General features: G+C 38.4%; 20 protein-coding genes. 18 read left to right on the forward strand and 2 right to left on the reverse strand.

Annotated elements, in window-relative coordinates; genetic code table 11:
• Nucleotides 1–11 precede the first annotated feature (11 nt).
• The 9 genes from sufB (at nt 12) to J0A69_RS19375 (ending at nt 7,933) form a co-directional block, all read left to right on the forward strand.
• Nucleotides 12–1,457: a Fe-S cluster assembly protein SufB gene (gene sufB, locus J0A69_RS19335; RefSeq protein WP_206588270.1), complete on the forward strand. Its 1,446-nt coding sequence runs from the start codon at nt 12–14 to the stop codon at nt 1,455–1,457.
• A 45-nt stretch (nt 1,458–1,502) separates the two neighbouring features.
• Complete coding sequence (gene sufC, locus J0A69_RS19340) at nt 1,503–2,267, forward strand: Fe-S cluster assembly ATPase SufC (RefSeq protein WP_206588271.1); 765 nt, start codon at nt 1,503–1,505, stop codon at nt 2,265–2,267.
• A gap of 22 nt (nt 2,268–2,289) precedes the next feature.
• Nucleotides 2,290–3,558 carry a Fe-S cluster assembly protein SufD gene (sufD, locus tag J0A69_RS19345; RefSeq protein WP_206588272.1) on the forward strand — a complete coding sequence of 423 codons (1,269 nt, stop codon included), beginning with the start codon at nt 2,290–2,292 and terminating at the stop codon, nt 3,556–3,558.
• A gap of 6 nt (nt 3,559–3,564) precedes the next feature.
• Complete coding sequence (locus J0A69_RS19350) at nt 3,565–4,788, forward strand: cysteine desulfurase (RefSeq protein ID WP_206588273.1); 1,224 nt, start codon at nt 3,565–3,567, stop codon at nt 4,786–4,788.
• Nucleotides 4,785–5,216, forward strand: coding sequence for a SufE family protein (locus tag J0A69_RS19355; protein WP_206588274.1), 432 nt, complete (start codon nt 4,785–4,787; stop codon nt 5,214–5,216). Before J0A69_RS19350 ends, J0A69_RS19355 begins: the two co-directional genes overlap by 4 nt.
• 2 nt (nt 5,217–5,218) lie before the next feature.
• Entirely contained in the window at nt 5,219–5,557 is a 339-nt protein-coding gene (locus tag J0A69_RS19360; RefSeq protein ID WP_205638228.1) for a DUF59 domain-containing protein, read from the forward strand.
• 26 nt (nt 5,558–5,583) lie between these two features.
• A complete protein-coding gene (locus tag J0A69_RS19365; RefSeq protein WP_206588275.1) occupies nt 5,584–6,006 on the forward strand; it encodes a BrxA/BrxB family bacilliredoxin in 423 nt (140 codons plus the stop codon).
• A 243-nt stretch (nt 6,007–6,249) separates the two neighbouring features.
• Nucleotides 6,250–7,536 (forward strand): citrate synthase, encoded by a 1,287-nt coding sequence (locus tag J0A69_RS19370; RefSeq protein ID WP_206588276.1) that lies wholly within the window; start codon nt 6,250–6,252, stop codon nt 7,534–7,536.
• Between the two features lie 121 nt (nt 7,537–7,657).
• Complete coding sequence (locus tag J0A69_RS19375) at nt 7,658–7,933, forward strand: acyl-CoA-binding protein (protein WP_206588277.1); 276 nt, start codon at nt 7,658–7,660, stop codon at nt 7,931–7,933.
• Nucleotides 7,934–7,959: 26 nt separating this feature from the next.
• Here the strand turns inward: J0A69_RS19375 and J0A69_RS19380 are convergent, their stop codons facing one another.
• Nucleotides 7,960–8,952 (reverse strand): bile acid:sodium symporter family protein, encoded by a 993-nt coding sequence (locus tag J0A69_RS19380; RefSeq protein ID WP_206588278.1) that lies wholly within the window; start codon nt 8,950–8,952, stop codon nt 7,960–7,962.
• Nucleotides 8,949–9,698 (reverse strand): TrmH family RNA methyltransferase, encoded by a 750-nt coding sequence (locus J0A69_RS19385; protein WP_206588279.1) that lies wholly within the window; start codon nt 9,696–9,698, stop codon nt 8,949–8,951. The genes J0A69_RS19380 and J0A69_RS19385 overlap by 4 nt, the downstream gene beginning before the upstream one ends.
• Nucleotides 9,699–9,717: 19 nt before the next feature.
• Here J0A69_RS19385 and tamL point away from each other — a divergent pair, with 19 nt between their 5' ends.
• The 9 genes from tamL (at nt 9,718) to J0A69_RS19430 (ending at nt 21,438) form a co-directional block, all read left to right on the forward strand.
• Nucleotides 9,718–12,132 (forward strand): translocation and assembly module lipoprotein TamL, encoded by a 2,415-nt coding sequence (gene tamL / locus J0A69_RS19390; protein ID WP_236033023.1) that lies wholly within the window; start codon nt 9,718–9,720, stop codon nt 12,130–12,132.
• Nucleotides 12,133–12,142: 10 nt separating this feature from the next.
• Nucleotides 12,143–13,054, forward strand: a complete 912-nt coding sequence (gene hemF / locus J0A69_RS19395) for an oxygen-dependent coproporphyrinogen oxidase (RefSeq protein ID WP_206588280.1) — start codon at nt 12,143–12,145, stop codon at nt 13,052–13,054.
• A complete protein-coding gene (locus tag J0A69_RS19400; protein WP_206588281.1) occupies nt 13,051–13,626 on the forward strand; it encodes a phosphatase PAP2 family protein in 576 nt (191 codons plus the stop codon). Before hemF ends, J0A69_RS19400 begins: the two co-directional genes overlap by 4 nt.
• 469 nt (nt 13,627–14,095) lie before the next feature.
• Nucleotides 14,096–15,259, forward strand: a complete 1,164-nt coding sequence (locus tag J0A69_RS19405; RefSeq protein WP_206588282.1) for a hypothetical protein — start codon at nt 14,096–14,098, stop codon at nt 15,257–15,259.
• 4 nt (nt 15,260–15,263) lie between these two features.
• Nucleotides 15,264–17,585, forward strand: a complete 2,322-nt coding sequence (locus J0A69_RS19410) for an OmpA family protein (protein WP_206588283.1) — start codon at nt 15,264–15,266, stop codon at nt 17,583–17,585.
• Nucleotides 17,586–17,623: 38 nt separating this feature from the next.
• On the forward strand, nt 17,624–18,286 hold the full coding sequence (locus J0A69_RS19415; protein ID WP_206588284.1) for an outer membrane beta-barrel protein: 663 nt from the start codon (nt 17,624–17,626) through the stop codon (nt 18,284–18,286).
• A gap of 101 nt (nt 18,287–18,387) precedes the next feature.
• Nucleotides 18,388–19,626: an OprO/OprP family phosphate-selective porin gene (locus J0A69_RS19420; RefSeq protein WP_206588285.1), complete on the forward strand. Its 1,239-nt coding sequence runs from the start codon at nt 18,388–18,390 to the stop codon at nt 19,624–19,626.
• Nucleotides 19,626–20,825, forward strand: a complete 1,200-nt coding sequence (locus tag J0A69_RS19425) for a BamA/TamA family outer membrane protein (protein ID WP_206588286.1) — start codon at nt 19,626–19,628, stop codon at nt 20,823–20,825. The genes J0A69_RS19420 and J0A69_RS19425 overlap by 1 nt, the downstream gene beginning before the upstream one ends.
• A gap of 136 nt (nt 20,826–20,961) precedes the next feature.
• Nucleotides 20,962–21,438, forward strand: a complete 477-nt coding sequence (locus J0A69_RS19430; RefSeq protein ID WP_206588287.1) for a hypothetical protein — start codon at nt 20,962–20,964, stop codon at nt 21,436–21,438.

Raw genomic sequence — 21,438 nt, forward strand, 5'->3', positions numbered from 1 at the left:
ACTTAGCTAATATGAGCAAAGACAATCAGATTTTAGAAGAATTAACCTCCAAAGAGTACGAACACGGGTGGTCTGTCAATTTTGAGGCAGATGAAGCTCCAATCGGGCTCAATGAAGAAATCATTAGATGGATTTCTGCAAAAAAAGAAGAGCCAGAATGGTTACTTGAGTGGAGATTAAAAGCTTTCAAAACCTGGCAATCGATGACTGAGCCTACTTGGGCAAATGTCACCTACCCAAAAATCGATTTACAAAGCCTAAGATATTATTCAGCACCTAAGCAAAATAATAAACCAAAATCATTGGATGAGGTAGATCCTGAATTGCTTCAAATCTATGAGCGTTTGGGCATCAATCTTAATGAGCAGAAAAAGCTTCAAGGGATTGCTGTAGATGCAGTTCTGGATTCAGTTTCAGTTGCAACCACATTCAAAGGGACACTTTCCAAACTTGGAATCGTATTCTGTTCTTTCAGTGAAGCTGTAAAAGAACATCCTGAGTTGGTGAAAAAGTATCTTGGTTCGGTGGTTCCTATGACGGACAACTATTACGCAGCTTTGAACTCTGCTGTATTCTCCGATGGATCCTTCTGCTATATTCCAAAAGGCGTGAGATGCCCAATGGAGCTTTCTACCTACTTTAGAATCAATGCTGCCAATACAGGTCAGTTTGAAAGAACTTTGATCGTGGCTGAGGATGAAGCGTACGTTTCTTATCTAGAAGGATGTACAGCTCCTCAAAGAGATGAAAATCAACTTCACGCTGCAGTGGTAGAAATTTATGCTGCCAAGAATGCTGAAGTAAAATATTCAACTGTTCAAAACTGGTTCCCTGGTGATAAGAACGGTAAAGGTGGTATCTACAACTTCGTAACTAAAAGAGGAATCTGTGCTGGGGATCATTCCAAGATATCTTGGACTCAAGTAGAAACCGGATCTGCAGTGACCTGGAAATATCCTTCTTGTATCCTTAAAGGAGATCACTCTATTGGAGAGTTTTATTCTGTAGCTGTGACCAATAACTATCAGCAAGCAGATACCGGAACGAAAATGATTCACATTGGTAAAAACACCAAATCCAGAATTGTATCTAAAGGTATCTCAGCTGGAAAGTCGCAAAATTCCTACAGAGGACAAGTTCAGGTAATGAAGCGTGCAGATAATGCAAGAAACTTCTCCCAGTGCGATTCACTTTTGATGGGTGATCGTTGTGGTGCACATACCTTCCCTTACATTGATATCAACAATTCTTCTGCTAAAGTTGAGCATGAAGCAACTACCTCTAAAATTGGAGAAGATCAGTTGTTCTATTGTAATCAGCGAGGCATTTCCACTGAAGATGCCGTTGCTTTGATTGTAAACGGCTATGCCAAGGAAGTTTTAAACCAACTTCCAATGGAATTTGCTGTAGAAGCACAGAAGTTATTGGCACTTACTCTGGAAGGATCTGTTGGGTAATCCCAATTGAAAAATTGGAAAATTAAAAATTGAAAAATTAGTATCATGCTAACAATAAAAAATCTACACGCTTCAATTGAAGGAACACCGATTCTTAGAGGAATCAATTTGGAAGTCAAAGCCGGTGAGGTTCATGCTATCATGGGACCAAATGGTTCTGGTAAATCCACATTAGCTTCAGTATTGGCTGGAAGAGAAGAATATGAAGTTACTGAAGGTGAAGTAACTTTCAAAGGAAAAGATCTTTTGGATTTGGCACCTGAAGATAGAGCAAGAGAAGGTGTTTTCTTGGCATTTCAGTACCCTGTAGAAATCCCTGGAGTTAGTTCTACCAATTTCCTAAGAACTGCAATAAATCAAGTGAGAGAGTATCGTGGATTGGAAGCTTTGGATGCTGTGAAATTCCTAACGATGATGAAAGAGAAGATGAAATTGGTTGAAATAGATCAAAAACTTCTCAGCAGATCTCTAAATGAAGGTTTTTCCGGAGGAGAAAAGAAAAGAAATGAGATTTTCCAAATGGCAATGCTTGAGCCTACGCTATCCATCCTTGACGAAACCGATTCAGGTTTGGATATCGATGCTTTGAGAATTGTATCCAATGGAGTAAATCAGTTGAAATCTAAAGACAATGCAACGATTGTAGTTACCCACTACCAGAGATTGTTGGATTACATTGTTCCTGATTATGTCCATGTCCTTTACAAAGGAAGAATCGTAAAATCCGGTACAAAAGAACTGGCTTTGGAGCTAGAAGAAAAAGGATACGACTGGATAAAAGAAGCCATCGATTCAGAGGCAACTGTCTGATTTTCGCATCAACCCCAAAAACATGAGTACGCTGACTAAGCAAAATCTATTTGAAGGTTTTCTGGAGACTTCTTTTGCTGGATTTGAATCCGCAAGAGAGGAAGGAAAGACAAGTTTCCTGAACCAAGGTTTACCGACCCTCAAATCAGAAGAATATAAATTCACAGCCATCACAAAGAAATTAGAGCAATCACTCCAAAATGTGGGTGCCGCTAAATCCTTTGAGGTAAGTGAAGCTGAGGTAAAAGCTGCAATTCCTGCAGGTTATGAAGGTGCCGTATTGGTATTTACCAACGGATTCCTACAAAAAGAAAGATGCCTCAAAGTGGGTTCTTTGGAATTTTCTCCACTTTCTGAAAAAACAGAAACTCCTATAGGAAGTATTGCCAAAGCAGCCAAAGACCCTTTTGCTGCATTGAACCAAGCATCTTTTCAGGATGGGATATTTATTCAGATTCCAAAGAAAGCTGTCATTGATGAGCCTATTCTGTTGTTGTCTTTTAATAAGGCAAATGAAGGACAGGTAATTCAACCTAGAACTTGGATTGAAGTAGGTGACTTTTCAGAGGTTACGTTTATCACTTTGAATGTCAATTTGAGTGAAGCTCCTTTCTTTGTCAATAAAGTGGTTGAAATCAAAGGAGGACTAAATTCCCAAATTAGATATTATCGAATCCAAAATGATGGCAAATTTGCCATTGAAGTTAGTAACATAGAAACAAACCTTTTGAAGGATTCTAGATTTACTTCTGTGAATATTTCACTATCTGGTGAAATGGTTCGGAATAACCTAAGCTTGAATCTTTTAGGAAGCAATTCTGAAGGAAACATGTATGGGATTTATTTGTTGAATGGAAAATCACATGTGGACAATCACACCAATGTGGATCACACCATTCCTCATGCAGAATCCAACGAATTGTATAAAGGGATTTTGGCAGATCAGTCTAGAGGGGTTTTCAATGGAAAAATCTTTGTAAGACAGGATGCTCAAAAAACTAATGCCTTTCAGCAAAACAACAACATCCTCCTTTCCGAAAATGCTATTGTCAATACCAAACCACAGTTGGAAATCTGGGCAGATGATGTAAAATGCTCCCACGGGTGTACAACTGGCCAGTTGGATGAAGAAGCTTTATTTTATCTTCAGGCTAGAGGAATAGACAAAACCCAGGCAAAAGGTTTACTTCTTTTTGCTTTTGCAGGAGAGGTATTAGAGCATATCAAGAATGACAGCTTCCGTGAGTACTGTACACAACTTGTACAGGAAAGATTGGGAAGCAAATTCTAAATCCCAATGAGTTTCCCAATAGATCAAATCAGAAAAGAGTTTCCTATTCTTCATCAAGAAGTCCATGGGAAGCCTCTGATTTATTTTGATAATGCTGCCACAACTCAGAAACCAAAGTCGGTAATTGAAGCTTTGGAAGGTTATTATTTGCATGATAATGCGAATATTCACAGAGGGGCACATGCATTGGCAGACAGATCGACTCGATATTATGAAGAGACACGAGTTGCTGTTCAGGAATTCATTCGGGCAAAGGAGCCTGAAGAAATCATCTTTACCAAAGGGACAACTGAGAGCATCAACTTGGTAGCTTATACTTTTGGAAGGAAATTCATTCAGGCCGGAGATGAAATTATCATTTCTACCTTAGAGCATCATTCCAATATTGTTCCTTGGCAAATGCTTTGCGAGGAAAAAGGTGCCAACTTAAAGGTCATTCCTATCAATGAAGCTGGAGAAATTCTTTTCGAAGAGTTTGAAAAGCTTCTCAGTCCTAAAACCAAGTTGGTCAGCATCGTTCATGCTTCCAACGCTTTGGGCACCATCAATCCCGTAAAAGAAATCATTGCTGCAGCGCATCAAGTTGGGGCAAAAGTTCTTTTGGATGGAGCACAGTCGAGCAGCCATTTGGAGATTGATGTGCAGGATTTAGACTGTGATTTCTTCGCTTTTTCTGCGCACAAACTTTATGGTCCAACTGGATTGGGAGTTTTGTATGGCAAGAGAGAAGTCCTCGAAGCTATGCCCCCTTTTCAAGGAGGTGGCGAAATGATCAAGGAAGTAAGTTTTGAAAAGACTACTTACAATGAAATCCCATTTAAGTTTGAAGCAGGTACTCCAAACATCGGAGATGTAATTGCTTTCAAACATGCCTTGGAATTTATTGGCAGTTATGGCAAAAAAGCCATCAAAGCTCATGAGGATGAATTATTGGCTTATGCCAATGAATTATTACTTCCTGTAAAAGGATTTAACCCCGTTGGTACAGCAGAAAAGAAAGTCAGCGTTTTGTCTTTTAATATCAATGGAATGCATCCGTTTGATGTGGGAGTGATGCTAGATGCCAAAGGGATCGCAGTAAGGACGGGACATCACTGTACCCAACCCTTGATGAAAAGACTGGGACTTGAGGGAACTGTTAGAGCCTCATTTGCTGTTTACAATTCCAAATCAGAAATAGAAAAATTGGCTGAAGGCGTGACGCAATTAGCCAGAATAAAAAATAAATGAGTAGCATTCAAGAAGTTCAGAACGAAATCATCAGCGAATTTGAAATCCTAGGGGATGATAAAGAAAGCACCATTTTCTATATCATGGAATTGGGAAATGGACTGGAAAAATTTCCTGAAGAAGAACAGATTGAAGCAAATATTATCAAAGGATGTCAATCCAAAGTTTGGTTGATCGCCGATGAAAAAGATGGAAAAGTCCATTATCAAGCCGATTCCAATACGGATATCACCAAAGGTCTCATATCTTTGCTGATCCGAGTATTAAATGACAGAACTCCTCAGGAAATCATTTCTGCAGAACTTGATTTTATTCATAAAATCGGAATGGGAGGAATAATCGGTAGTCAAAGATCCAATGGATTGGCGGCTATGATCAAGCAAATGAAATTATATGCCTTGGCATTTCAAGCCAAGCAAAACGCCTGAGAATGGAAACTGAAAACAACACCACTGTGGGACAAATTACAGATTTAAAGGAAAAAGTAGTCACTGCTATCAAGCAGGTTTATGATCCTGAAATACCTGTAGATGTTTACGAATTGGGACTGATTTACGAAATCACAGTTTATCCAGTCAATAATGTCTTTGTTCTTATGACTTTGACATCTCCTAATTGTCCTTCAGCAGAATTCATTCCGTCAGAAGTGAAAGATAAGATTCAGCAAATTCAAGGCATCAGCAATGTAGAGGTAGAAGTAACATTTGACCCACCCTACTCTCAGGACATGATGTCTGAGGCAGCTAAATTAGAATTAGGATTTCTTTAAACAGTAATATATAAATAGTAATAAATATGTATCCAGAAGAATTAATTGCTCCCATGAGGGCAGAGCTTTCTAATGAAGGATTTGAAGAGTTCAGAACAGCTGAAGTTGTAGCTGAAAAACTTGGTCCAGATCAAAAAGGAACCACATTTGTGGTAGTGAATTCTGTTTGCGGATGTGCTGCAGGAGCTGCAAGACCAGGAGTAAAATACGCTTTGGACCATGCTAAAGTTAAGCCAGATGTTCTGGGAACCGTATTTGCAGGAAATGACAAAGAGGCTGTAGCTAAATTCAGAGAACTGGTTCTTCCTTATCCTCCATCTTCTCCAGCAATGGCATTGTTCAAAGATGGTGAATTGGTACATTTCATCGAGCGTCACCACATCGAAGGTAGAAATGCGAAGATGATCGGGGATCATTTGGTAGAAGTATTCGAGCACTTTTGTGCTTAAAAAGAAAAGCCCTCAGGGGCTTTTTTTATTCCTTTAAAATAAGTTTAGCTGATTAATTATCGTTAAAGCCAGTTTTTTATTAGAATTGTACCAAAACCTTTCTTCAGCAAAGACTGTTTATCAATTAATCGAAGAATTATAACTCCCTTCATACAATTATCATCCAAAAAACAAGCTGCTTTTATTAACTTAAGCCCGAAATTCTAAGTTTTTTCTTAAGAGCAATCCAAACAAACCTGTTATATGTCTGAATCCGCTAAGTTGTCCTTCAAGGGACAAGAGTATGAATTCCCGGTAATTACCGGCACAGAAAACGAATCTGCAATTGATATTGCAAAGCTCCGCGGAGCATCCGGTTTAATCACCCTTGATCCGGGATTTAAAAACACTGGTTCTACAACTAGTGCAATTACATTTTTAGATGGAGAAGAAGGTATTCTTCGCTACAGAGGTTATAGAATCGAAGATCTTGCTGAAAAATCTTCATTTCTTGAAGTTGCCTATTTATTGATCTATGGTGAATTGCCAAGCCAAAAAGAGTATGAAAATTTCTCTAAAGAAATCACGCATCATACCTTGGTTCATGAGGATATCAAAAAGATCCTAGAAGGTTTCCCTTCCAATGCGCACCCAATGGGCGTGCTTTCTTCATTGATCTGTTCACTTACTGCATTTTATCCTGATTCCTTAAATCCTAACAGGACTGAGGAAGAAGTAAACATGAGCATCATCCGACTATTGGCTAAAATGCCAACTTTCGCAGCATGGGCTTATAAAAATGAAGTAGGTCATCCAGTTAATTACCCTGACAATTCTTTGGATTACTGCTCAAACTTCTTGAAAATGATGTTTGCGCTTCCTGCAGAGAAATATGATGTGGATCCGGTAGTAGCGGCTGCTTTGGACAAGCTTTTGATTCTTCATGCAGACCACGAGCAAAACTGCTCAACCTCTACTGTTAGAATTGTAGGTTCTTCTCAAGCGAGCATTTATGCTTCCATTTCTGCAGGTATCAATGCACTTTGGGGACCACTTCACGGAGGAGCAAATCAGTCAGTAATCGAGATGCTTGAAGCTATCAAAGCTGACGGTGGAGATGCTAAAAAATACCTGGACAAAGCAAAGGACAAAAACGATCCATTTAGATTAATGGGCTTTGGACATAGAGTTTATAAAAACTTTGACCCAAGAGCGAAAATAATTAAGAAAGCAGCTGATGATGTGTTGGACAAGTTGGGTGTGAATGACCCAGTATTAGACATCGCAAAAGAACTTGAGCATGCTGCTTTAAATGATCAGTATTTCATTGACAGAAAGCTTTATCCAAATGTAGATTTCTACTCTGGAATTATTTACAGAGCCCTAGGAATTCCTACTGACATGTTTACTGTCATGTTTGCTTTGGGTAGACTTCCAGGCTGGATCGCCCAATGGAAAGAAATGAGAGAGAATAATGAGCCAATTGGTCGTCCAAGGCAAGTTTATGTTGGAGCCAATGAGCGTGATTATGTCTCTATGAACAAGAGATAATCTCACTCTTATAAATTACTAAAAGCCAACTGTTAAAAGTTGGCTTTTTTTGTTTGCATCTAGTTTAATCCGCAAAATGGTATCATATTTGGAAACTCAAAATACCAAATTGAGTTTATTTATGAAACCTGAAAACTTAGACCAAGCAATAGCTTTAACAGAAAAATTTACTAGCAGACCTTCCAACGAGGAATTGCTAAAACTATATGGGCTTTACAAGCAAGCTACTGAAGGAGACAACGAAGGAGAACGTCCAGGAGGATTCGATTTTAAAGCCGCCGCTAAATACAACAGTTGGTTGTCTTACAAAGGAAAATCAAAAGCTGAAGCTGAGGCAGAATACATCAAACTGGTAGAAGAATTAGCTAGTAAGCATCTAGAAAATACACAGGCCTGAAATGGCCTTTTTTTATATCTATACTTTTAAATTCTTGACTTCCTTGCCATGCTAGAAGCGATGATAGAACCGGCTATAAGCTGCTGAATGTGATACAACATCACTGGCAATAAAACCAAAGCCAGCATTGCTGGATCGGGAAATATTACTTTACCCATCACGACACCCTGAACCAGAGATTTTTTTGAGCCGCAAAAAAGAGAGGTAATTCTATCTTCTCTTGAAAACTTCAACACTCTACTTAAGATTTCTATAATTCCCCAAATCAGAAGGAACAGCAATAGCATCGTAACACTAATTTCCACCAAGGTTGTGATTTTGTATGGGGCAAATACTCCCTGAGAAAAAGACTGGGCAAAAGAAGTGTATACAATGATCATAATAACCGTTTGGTCTAGGTATTTCACTTTTCCAATCTTGCTCTTGATCAATGGAAATAGCCAACGGTGAGAAAATATCCCCAAGAATACAGGCAGAAGAACTTTCAAAGAAAGCTCTCCTAGAGTAGGCAAAAAGTCCATCTGAAGATCTGTACCATCCACTAAAAATCCCAACCAAGCAGGTGTAATAACTACTCCTAATAAACTAGAAATACTTGCATTAAAGATTGCTCCTGGAAGGTTCCCTCCTGCTATCGAGACCATGACTACTGATGCACTCACAGTAGAAGGAAGTATAGACAGATAAGTAACACCAAGCTTAAAGTCCTCATTTAAAAATGGAAAAACTGAAAAGACCAACAATACCAGACTAGGGAAAATCAGGTACGTTGATATTTGAATCAGGACATGCAGTTTCCAATTACTGAGACCCGCTTTGAGCTGGACAGGATCCAATTTTACTCCATAAAAGAAAAACACCAATGCAATACCAACATTAATTATAGGCTTCCAAGGCACTATGGATGCATCAGATCCAAAATCAGGAATCAGATACCCCAAAAATATTGCTGCAAAGATTCCCAGCAAGAATCCATTGATCCCCACCTTGTTTAGAGTCTTTCCTAATTTTTGAATCATAATCCTGAGAGCCTCTTAAAATTATCACAGAGTATCGCGGTAGCTATGGCAACATTCAAGGACTCAGTTTCTCCATAAGCAGGGATGGTCACTTTTTCTGAAACGATCATTTTTAATTCCTCAGATATTCCGTTTGACTCGTTTCCCATCAACAAAACTCCTGGCTCGATGGATTTGAGATTATGAACATTCTGTCCATCTAAAAACGCACCATAAACAGGTACTTTCCATTGCTTTAAAACATCGCTTAATTCACAATAATAGAAATTCACACGGGTAAAAGATCCCATGCTAGCCTGAATTACTTTGGGATTATAGAAATCTGCAGTTTGAGATGAAAAAAGTAAATTTTTGATCCCGTACCAGTCCGCCACTCGAATGATTGTTCCAAGATTTCCTGGATCTCTCACATCATCCAAGGCAATTACAAAGTTTGAGGTAGGGAATTCAAAATATTGATTTGCTTTCATTTTCACGACTGCAAGTGCCGCATCATTACTTTGAAATTGACCAACAGATTCCAGTTGGTTTTGGGTAACTTCTATGAATTCAGCTTTTGATTTTCGGATGATGCTGGCATGATTCTCAGAAAAAGCCGGAGTGGCTAAAAGCATATCCACTTCGAAATCAGAATTTAATACCTCTAAAACTGATTTTTCGCCCTCCACAAAGAACTTTTGCTCTTGGTTTCGGTATTTCTTTTGATGTAAGGTTTTTATAAACTTAACTGTATTTTTGCTAAGCATTCCGATCTATTCTCCCATTTTGAAATTCATCAAATATATACTTTTTATCTGTGTCCTAGGTGGGATGGCGGCCTGTTCTATTACTAAAAACGTCCCTGAAGGGAAATATGTCTTATTTGAAAATAATCTCGAGGGGCTAGACAAAGTAAACGAGGAAGATATCAGTCCTTTGATCAAGCAGGAGCCAAATACTTTTATCCCCTTGTTGAATTATTCTCTTGGAGTAAATATCTATCGATTTGGTGAGGCATTTTATGATAGTGCCGAAGTTGCTGAAAAACTACAGGAAAAGAGAGAAGAGCTTAGGGAAGTAAGCACTCAACGTGGGGAAGATTCTGACAATAGAAAACTGATCAAAAAACAGGACAAGCTTGAGAGTAAAGTAAATAGTCTTGAAAAAAAGGCAGAATTCGGAAATTTCTTGATGAGAACCGGAAATCCTGCTACAATTTTAGATAGCAGCCAAACGAAAATCTCCGTCACTGAGATTGACAATTACCTGTACAACAAAGGCTTCATGGATGCCAATGTGGGTTTTGAGGTAGAAACCAAAAAGAAAAAGGCTTTTGTCACTTACAAGATTGATGAAAAACAGCCCTACCTAATCGATTCCATCTATATCAGAACTGAAAATCAGGAAATCCTCAAACTGATTAAAAGTTCTGAAAGTGAGTTGAAAGTCAAGGAAAACTACGATCAGGATAAGATAGTTGCTGAGAGGAATAGATTGGAGGAGTTGTTGAAAAACAACGGCTTTTTCATGTTTTCAAAATCCTTTATTGAATACAATGTTTTTCAGGACACCAGCAAAAAAACTGTTGTCATTGAAGAGTTAATCCGAAAACCGACTTTCACAGATATCCACGAAGTCTACACGATAGATTCGATCTATTTCAGGGTTAATCCTCCAAGCAATGAGTTTATCGATCAAAAGATCACAGCAGAATACCGAGACATAGATTTCTCATTTTATAGAGATCGGTATTCTGAAAAGATCTTTTCTTCAAGGGTATTTTTAAATACAGGTGATCGGTACAATCGCCTTGAAGTGCTAGAATCCCAAAGGCAACTGAGCAATCTGGATTTATTCAGATTTGTGAATATTTCTTTTGACACGGTTGGAACATCTCTTACTGCGAAAATCATCACCCAACCGAATCAAAAATATCAGTTAACCAATCAGTTGGGTCTCAGTATAACGGAGCAATTGCCCGGTCCATTTTTCTCGGCCTCACTTCGAAACAGGAACTTCTTCAGGGCAGGAGAAATACTCGAATTCAACTTTCGTGCAGGCCTTGAAGGAGTTGCGTCTGCAACAGATCAGGGGGTTTACCAAAGTAGGGAATTAGGGACATCGGCCTCCATTATTTTCCCTAGGTTTTTGATTCCTTTCTTCCCGACTAGCTTAGAAAAATACGGTCGTTATAATCCCAATACGCGTACTTTGATCGGTTTTAATTATACCAATAGACCCGAATACACCAGAAGTGGTCTCAATGCACTACTTTCCTATACTTGGGCCACTCGGAATAACCGTCAGCAGTTCACGTTCAACTTGATGGATTTGAACTATATCCGAACTCCTAGCATCACCCCTGATTTTCTTGATGTTTTGACAAATCTCGCAAACCAAGGGAATAATTTGATTTGGTCTTTCCTACCTTCTATCGTAAGCAGTGTGTCGGGCCAAACCATCATCAACTTCAATCGCTATGGGGAATTTGATTCAAATCGATCCTCCCTTCTCAAACTATTTGCAGAAAGCGGCGGAACAACCTTAAACCTGATTGATGCTGTAAGTAATAATGAAGCAACAGATTTTGCCCGTTTTCAATGGCTGAAATTTCAGGCAGATTTCAGAAGGTATTTTCCGATTGACAAGAAACAAACGGTGGCTTATCGCTTGAACTTTGGGATTGCAAAACCATATGGTTTGAGTAGCGGGATTTTACCTTACGAAAAATACTTTTTTGCAGGTGGTGGAACCAGTATTCGAGCTTGGCAAGCCAGAAGATTAGGTCCTGGAAGCTATACCCCTCCCCTGACTGAAGAGGGTTATTTCGACTACCGATTTGAGCAGCCCGCTGAAATGATATTGGAATCCATGTTGGAATACAGAAGGAACTTGGTCGGCTATTTCGATATGGCATTATTTATTGATGCCGGTAACTCTTGGAACATCGGTTATGAACCATCCCGTCCTGGTTCAGATTTTAGATACGATAGATTTTACAAAGAAATTGCAGTAGGTACAGGCATAGGACTTAGGATGGACTTCGACTTTTTGATTATTCGTTTGGATATGGCTACTAAAGCTATTGATCCGGCGAGACCAGAGGGGGAAAGATGGATTCTCGATAATTTGAGTTTTAAGAGACCTTTGGGTGAAAAAGGCCAAACTGTGTTTAACTTTGGGATCGGTTACCCTTTTTAAAATATTGCTAATGCCTAGAAAAAGTAAAGAAGAAATCTCCACTATCTACCAAGGAATCCAAGACCACATTTGCGCAGCACTTGAAAAAGGTGATGGTCAGGGCAAATTCATGGAGGACAAGTGGCAAAGAGAAGCAGGCGGAGGAGGTAGAACGAGAATTTTCCAAAACGGCAAAATCATTGATAAAGGCGGAGTGGCATTTTCAGCTGTTCATGGTCCTACCCCTGATAAAATACTTCAGAAGTTGGGTCTTGAGAAAGCTGATTTTTATGCAACGGGAGTATCCATTGTACTACATCCTAAGAGTCCAATGGTCCCGATCATTCATATGAATATCAGGTATTTTGAAATGGACAATGGGGTTCATTGGTTTGGTGGCGGAATAGATTTAACTCCCCACTACATTGATCCAGATGATGCCAAATATTTCCATTCAGCAGTCAAAAACGTGTGTGATGCCTATGATCCTTTGGCATACGAAAAATATAAAAAGTGGGCGGATGATTATTTCTTCATCAAACATAGGAATGAAACGAGGGGAATTGGCGGCATCTTTTATGATCATTTGAAAGCACAATCAGATGAAGAATTTGATAAAATCCTTAATTTCAGTTTAAGTATCGGTAGATTATTCCCCGAAGTCTATAATTACTTTATGGCTAAAAACAGCCAGTTACCATTTGGAGATCAGGAAAAATCCTGGCAAAACCTAAGAAGAGGCAGGTATGTGGAATTTAATTTAGTTTGGGATGCCGGGACAAAATTTGGTCTAGACACCAATGGAAGAACAGAAAGTATTTTGATGAGTATGCCTCCTCAAGCCAATTGGGAGTATATGCATCAACCAGAAATCGGAAGTAGGGAAAGCTTTACTCTGGAAAATCTCAAAAAAGGAATCGACTGGTTAAATTTTGTGCCATGATAGAAAATTTAAAAAAGTGGGATGAAGAGTTATTTATTTTTCTGAATTCACTCCATGCAGATTGGTTGGATCCTATCATGTTTCAGATTTCCCAAACCATCACTTGGATCCCATTTTATGCCATTTTGATCTATTTCATTTATAAAGCTGACCCAAAAATCAGTTGGTGGGTTTTTGGTGGAGCTGCCTTGGCTATTTTGATTGCAGATCAAACAACTTCCGGTTTTATGAAACCCTTCTTTGAAAGGCTGAGACCTTGTCATGATGAGCGCTGGGAAGGCATTATTCACAATTATGAGAGATGCGGCGGCTTATATGGGTTTGCTTCCTCCCATGCTGCAAATACATTTGCTATTGCTACATTTTTGAATCTCAAAGTTGGAAAACAAATCAAATACCTAAAATGGCTCTTTTTATGGGCTGCATTTATTTCTTATACCAGAATTTATCTAGGCGTTCATTATCCTGTAGATGTTTTTATTGGAGCATTTATTGGATGTTTGGCCGGATGTGTGAGCTGGTTTCTGATAGTTTTTATCAAGAGAGAAATCCTAAAATCTTTATTAAAATAATCTCTTACTTTTAAATTTTTGACCTTAGAAAATTTTGATCCTTCTCTAAGAAACTTAAGTTATTTCTAAACCTAATTCCAACATTTGTTCAATTATTCAAATTTGAATTTGTAAATTCATAGAAGATATTCTCCATATTTTAACTTTTAAAAGAATGAATTTCAAAAACACATTAGTAAAAGGAGGAAAACTGATTTTTTATTTAGGAATGCTTTTATTTCTATTTGTTCCTACTAAAAATCTAGGCAACCCTTTTAAAAAATCAACTACTCACTAATTGTGAATGGGGCTTAATTGAAGAAAATAAACACTTCCCGGTTTAGTTTGTTTTCTGATTATATGTTTCGAATAGGGCTTATTTCAATTATTTGACTCCCTATTTTTTCCCGTTAGTTTCGGGATTGAGAGAAAATCTCAAAATGATTAAAGCATAGATTTCAAAGTTAGTTTTCATCCTTATTTGAATCTTATGAATAAATTTTTACTCAGTTTAGTTGGAATACTGTTTTTCATATTCCCGCTCTTTGGTCAGGTCGAAACTGTTGATCTTGACCTTCTCCAAAACAAATTAAATGGAGGAAATCCATTACCCGCAGAACAGGCATTTTATGTAAGAGGGGCTATTCCTGAGAAAATAGAAATGGTTAAACTCACCATTTACCCTGCAAAAAAGACCATTAATGCAGGCTACTCCTATTTCTGGAAGTCACCATTTGGGTACAAGGATATCTCCTATTCCGTTTTGGTTTCAGACCCACTTCGTTCCAATGAAGATTATTATGTAGAGATAGGATTTTACCAAAAAGCAGGTGCAGAACAGATTGAGGAGGTAAGAGCATTAATCAGCCAAAACATCAAAACATACCTTAGCACGATCACTACAATTAAACGAGGTGGAATTCATTTTTCAGAATCAGATATCGTCATTCTCAACAATCTGAAAAGAATTGTAGAGCAAGGGGCTTATTATTTTGAATTGCCAAACGGTGAAGCTTTTCCAGGATTCAGTGATATTACCCAATCAAAGTTAGAGCAGCGGGAAAAACTTAAAATGGGCAAAGCTAAATTCAATGCAACTGGTTTAAGTGAAAACGATAATGCAAGAGCAGTCTATGCAGCCCAATATCTGGAAGAATTGAATGCCATTATTTCCTCTGAAATCAGTCAATATTTAAGCCCGAATATGTTGGTTCGCGTGGATGAAAAAGTCTTTGAAAACTACCCAACTGAAAAGACTTCCAATGCCCTTCCAATTAATGTTGGTTATGGCGGAATTTCTCTAACTAATGGATTGCCTAATCAGGAATTTGTCCATGGTCCATATGTAGGCTTGTCATTCCCACTTGGAAATAGAACTTTCGCCAGATTCATGAACAACATGTCTATTTCTGCTGGCGCCTTTATTTCCGGTAAAATGGAAAACAGTCTGAATGAAAGAATCTCAGGACCAGTCATAGAAAGGCCAGTTTATATTGGCTTGGGATATAACTTTTTTAGGGTGATCAGGCTAAATGCCGGCGGTACATTTATTACCACAGAGCAACTTTCAGGTAATGATGTCAATAGCTTCCAACCATTTATTGGTGTAAGTGCAGAGTTTAAACTGTGGTTAGGTTTCGGAAATAAAAAGTAAAAAAATGAAGAAGCTACTCACGTTTTTATTTCTGCTATCCATTGTATCGACAACTTATGCCCAATTGCATGGAAATAAGTGGAGAATAGGATTCAGCGCTGGACCGACCAATTACTTTGGAGATATCAGGCCTTTGGAAGTAAATAATTTTCAGAATTTTACGAAGCTTTATAACCGGTATAAGAATTATTCGGAGCAACTCTCCTATCAGTTTTCCCTGGAATATGCCTTAGGGAATTCAGTAGGATTAATGCTTTCTGCAGGTAGCTATCAATTTGGATCTGGCGACCGGTTCCTAAAAAATGATGGCACTCTATATACTGAAAGTCCGACTTTTGACCGAGCTCTCAACTTTCAGACTGATTTATACGATGCTGGATTATCTTTTGTCATCAAACCGGATAATGACTGGCTTTTGTCAGGGAAATCCATTTTTGCGCCTTATTTGACGGTTGGATTGGGGATCCAGACCTTTAATGTCTATGGGGACCTTTTAAATGAAAATGGAAACAGGTATGACTATACCAACCTTTCTACGATTCCTGATGGAACTTTTGAAACCAAACTTTCTGACCTCAACACTGAAAATCCTAATGGCTATAGAAATGCTACGCTATATGCCAATTTAGGCTTGGGCTTTAGAATCAGAATCAGCAATTCTTTAGAACTATTTGCACAAACGGATTTTAAAAGAGCGGCAACGGATTATTTGGATGATATTTCAGGAGTATATCGAAACAGTTACGACAATGATTTCCAAGCTTATGCAGCAAAACCTGGGACCAATCTAGTCACTGCTGACGATCCTTACAGAGGATTTGAAAATGGACATAAGGACTGGTACATCTACCATGGTATGGGAATCAAATTCAGCTTTGGGGCCAACAAAGAGTCATTTAGGCCCCCTGTAATAACCCAGCGATATACTTATGTGCCCACAGAACTCTCGCAAAGACAATTGGCAGAAGAGGAAGCCGAATTAAATCCGAGTGCTCATGGAACTACCAACAATTATTTTACGGTCATTCAGCTTCCATCTAATTCCAAAGATTCAAAGATGGGATTTGTAGCTGATTCCCTTCAATTACTTGAAATCCAAAATGATTTGGATTCGCTCGAATTGATGCAAAGTCAATTGACAAATGAAATGGATTCAGTGCAGACAGAAATTCTGGGATTCGATCAAGCAATAGCTTTAGCGGAGCGTGACAGTACCGTTTCTGCCAATATCAGGGAAACACGGATCAGCAATTTTGAGAATGAAAAGTCTGTTGTCGTTGGAAAGATGACCAGCCTTAATGGAATATCTAGTCAAAATCAGTTTAAAATTGATTCTTTAAGAGCTATTCAAACCAGCAGTTCTCCTGATCAATTGGCTTTGGATTCGGCATCCATGATGCGAGAATTGATTATTTATCCTGGGCAAGTAAGTCGAATCTTGTATTCAGAAGGAAATCCAACTGTACTTCAACTTGATTCAGCTCAACAAACTGCAGCAATTCAAAAATCAGAGGCAGAAGGCATGATGACAAGAGAGCAATTTGATGATGAAATGGAGAAGTTCCGCTCTGAAATGCTTCAAGCTCAAGCCAAAAGAGATTCTGCGATGATGATGGCATTTGCTTCGAAAATACCTGTCGCCGAAGAAGATGATTCTAAGAAAGTAGCAGAAGCTGAGCCTCAGGAAATCCAAATAAATACTGAGGCAATGGATGACAAAACAGCTAAAAAACTGGAAAAGAATAGAAAAAAACAGGAGAAGCTGGAGAAGAAAAATAATGATTTGCTAAAAGATGTTTTGCTAGTAGGCGGTACAGCAGCTACCACCGCAGCTATTGCCAACAGTGGCGAAAAGAAAGAGGCTGAACAACAAGCTGCCTATGATTCTGCTTTACTGGCGAGAATAGCTTTGGACTCAATGCTGATAGATAGCTTAAGTAATATCCCACGACAAATTGATACAGTTGAAATTGAAAAAAATGTACCGCAACTCTTACATGCAAGTAAGATTGAAGTTTACTTCGATGTCAACAAAACTACTTTGGCGGAGCAGGAATTGTCAAAGCTTAGTCCGATTGTGGATTATTTAAAGGAAAATCCGGATGTAATGGTAGAATTGATTGGTTATGCAGATAATACTGGATCTGTGGCCTATAATCTTCAGATTTCAGAGAAACGGGTAAATGAAGTAGCCCGACTACTTCAAGAGGATTATGGCATATCACCTGATCGCATAGATAAAAGCAATGGAGGAATGATCATACGAGGAAGAGAAAAAGGATCAGTTGAAAATGATCGAAGAGTAGAAATCAGGGTATTGTATTAAACTATTTATTACATTTCATAAGACACAACTTTAATCAAATGAGAAAATTACTCTTTTTACTCTCAATTTTATTTCTCTCAGGGGCTGTAATGGCACAGGAACTCAGAGTAAATACCTATGCAGGTTACATTTTCAAGGACAAGGTAGATTCCTATTTTTCAAGTAGTTCTTATTTCGAAGGACAAATCCAAGATGGACTACGCTGGGGTGCAGGCCTCGAATACCATATTCCTAATAGAGGTGCGATAGAAATCCAGTATTTAAGACAGGACACCAATGCCCCAACGATCTATCAAGATGGAGGCTTTCTGGGTGGAGCTCTTCAAAGCACCAATTTTGATATGGCGATTAATTGGATCATGTTGAATGCAACTCGCTATTTTCCAGTGAATGAAACGGTAGAGCCATTCGCGGGAATAGGTGTTGGAATGGGGATTTTTAATATTGGAAATCCTGACAATGGTAGAGAAAACTCTGCAACAAAATTTGGATATAATATCCGTGGTGGATCAAATTTCTGGCTTGCTGAAAACGTTGCTTTGCGAATTCAAGCCAGCTTATTTTCAGCCACTCAAGCAGTTGGTGGTGGACTGTATTTTGGCACTGGAGGAGTTGGTGGTGGACTTTCCAGCTACAGCAGCCTTTACCAATTCGGGCTAGAAGGAGGCCTTGTTTTCAGGTTGCCACAAGCATCAAAGTAAACCTATCCTGAAATATTTATAATAAAGCACTGGGAAAATTCTAATTTTTCTCAGTGCTTTTTACGTTCTTTGCACCCATTCTCTCACCAATAAGTACCTAAATGAGTTTCTTCAGGGTCACCCTAATCAAAAGCATCAAACTAGTTCCATTATTAACCCTCTTGGTAATCAGTAGCTTAGTAGCACAAGAAAATAAGGATAGCACCGCCGTTGATCCCATTATCAAAGAAAAACCCATCAGGCATACCTCCAAAGGTTTTGTATTTACAACAGCCGATGAAAAGTATGAGCTACAGATAGCAAGTAGGTTGCAATTCCGATTTGCAGTACCGGATGACCAAGATCCGATCACCTTTAATGACTTTAGGAATCAAGACGTTAAGTTATTTAAAATCAACAGAGCGCGACTAAAAATTGGAGGACACGCTTATCAACCTTGGTTGAAATATTACTTCGAATACGAACTGGGACAAAGCATCTTGCTGGATTTTAGATTCATGGTAGAAAAGTGGCCTTGGTTGAAATTCAAAGCTGGTCAATGGAAAGTAGAATATACCAGAGAACGATTTATCAGCAGTGGAAATCAGCAACTTGTGGATAGATCTCTTCTGAACAGGATTTTCACAGTAGACAGACAACAGGGTATGTCTATTTATGGAAATTTAGATGGAGGTGGAGCAGCTAACTTTAACTATTGGTTGGGAGTATTTACAGGAACTGGAAGAGGTTCACGCTTTAACGATGACTCCAAACTGATGTATTTCGGTAGATTCCAATGGAACTTATTAGGTAGAGAAGTGCCATTTTCTGGAGGTGATGTAGGTATTTCAGAAAAACCTGCAGCTCTAATAGCTTTGGCTGGAATTACCAATACCAGTCCATACACGCGTTTTTCAAGTTCTGGTGGAGGTAATCTAGCTGGGTTTGAGGGGACAAATGATGGACAGTATACTATCAAGCAATACAACATCGAAACAGCTTTTAATTACAAGGGATTTTCATGGGCAAGTGAATTCCACAGAAAAAACATAGTGGATAATTTTGAGGATAGTGGTAGTACAGATCTGGGAGGCTATTACATGACAGCTGGTTATTTCCCTTATCAAATTTTCAACTTTTGGCCAAAGCCTCTGGAGATTGCAGTTCGATATGCTGAAATTCGACCGGATTTAACCATTGCAAAAAATAAGCAAAAAGAATTAGCTTTAGCCTTCAACTGGTTTTTTGTGGGGCACCTAAATAAGCTGACCACAGAAATCACTAAATTCACTTTTGAAGATCAGGCACTTCCTCAAAGTGATGAATTGAGATTCAGACTTCAATACGATATTTCCTTCTAATGAAAAAGCTACTGACTATATTACTGGTTTTGATTTTCTCTCAAGTTGGTTATAGTCAGGAGCAAGAAACTTATAAACCAAACCAGATAAGGGACTTCAAATTAGTCCCATTGCCTGCCATCGGTTCGAATCCAGCGAACGGATGGCTTTTTGGTTTAGCCCCCTCTGCTACCTGGAGAATGGGAAATCCCGAAACTACTCACCTTTCTAATCTAGTTGGCAATTTTTTATACACGACAAAGAAACAGTGGATTTTCAGTTCCAGATCAAATGTCTTTCTTTCAGAGGATAAGTGGATTTTAGTAGGTGACTGGCGTTATTTTATTACTTCCCAACCCACCTATGGACTTGGTGCCTCTACACCTAATGAGCCTTCTGAGAACCCTAATCAACAAGGAGTTTTATGGGGAGAGCAGCAAATGAATTATTCTTGGGTAAGATTTTATGAAACCGTCCTGAAGAGAATAGGCTTCTCAAAATTCTATTTAGGAATGGGCTATCATTTGGATGTCTTTTCAAAAGTTGAAAACTTCTTGGACACAGAGCTCCCTCCTTCTGAGTTGAATTTCGCCCATAACTTTTACAATACCCAATTGGGCTTTGACCAAGATAAATACACGCTTTCCGGAATTACTTTAAATGGAGTAATGGAGAATAGAGATGTTGCCGTATCGCCTTATGAAAATAATTTTGCACTGGTTTCATTCAAAGTCAATCCAAGTTTCTTAGGCTCAGATAAGAGTTCCTCTACCCTACTCCTCGATTACAGGCATTATTTCAATTTAAGTGAAAAGAGAAAGCGCCATTTGATAGGACTTTGGGGACTAGGAAACTTTTTGGTTTCTGGAGATTTGCCTTATATGAATTTACCATCTATTGGATATGACATGTTTGGAAGATCAGGAAGAGGCTATGCTCAAGGTAGGTTTCGAGGTGAGTCCATGCTCTATTCCGAGGCTGAATACAGATTTCCTCTACAGAAAAACAAAGAGACTTTTGGAGGAACTGTATTTTTTAACGCATCATCATTTGGCAGCAAAATGACCAATGAAAAACTCCTTGAAAAAATCAATGCTGCCTATGGTATTGGATTCAGAGTGATGATCAATAAGGAAAACAGGACAACCATATCGGCCGATTATGGATTTGGAAGTAAAGGTAATTCAGGATTTTATTTGAATGTAAACGAGTCATTCTAATCGATAGATCAGTTATTTTTTTGTAAACATTCGTCCATTCTTTTCGGTTTGAATGTTATTTTACAATTGAATTATACTATTTGGATTCAAGACTTTTTAAATTCAGGTATGTTTTAATTACCTAATTAATATTGTTATGAAAACTTGGATTTTTACAATAGCTATCTTTTTGGCTATTCCAGTTACAAAAGCTATTTCACAAACGATGACAATCGATGATGAAATAACACTTATTCAAGCTGCTTTTGGAAGTGATAAAAAAATGTTGGTTGAGGCCTATATGGATCTCCCAGAGGCTGTAGCTCCGGGATTTTGGACTATTTATCAAGCTTACGAAAGTGAAAGACAGGCTCTTTCACGGGAGCGGATGAAAATCATCAATGACTACTTGGACGAGTATCAAACTCTAAACAACGATCAAGCAGATCTATTGGCAAAAAGAACCTTGGCAAATGATCAGGCGCTTTCAAAACTTCATTCGAAGTATTATAAAAAATTCAAGAAAGTAACCTCTCCTATCGACGCTGCAAAATTCCTTCAAATTGATACTTATATCCACAATACCATCAGAAATGCCATGCAGCAAGAATTACCTTTTATAGATGAAAATTAA

Origin of the sequence: Algoriphagus pacificus, assembly GCF_017254845.1 — a bacterium.
Taxonomy (GTDB): domain Bacteria; phylum Bacteroidota; class Bacteroidia; order Cytophagales; family Cyclobacteriaceae; genus Algoriphagus; species Algoriphagus pacificus.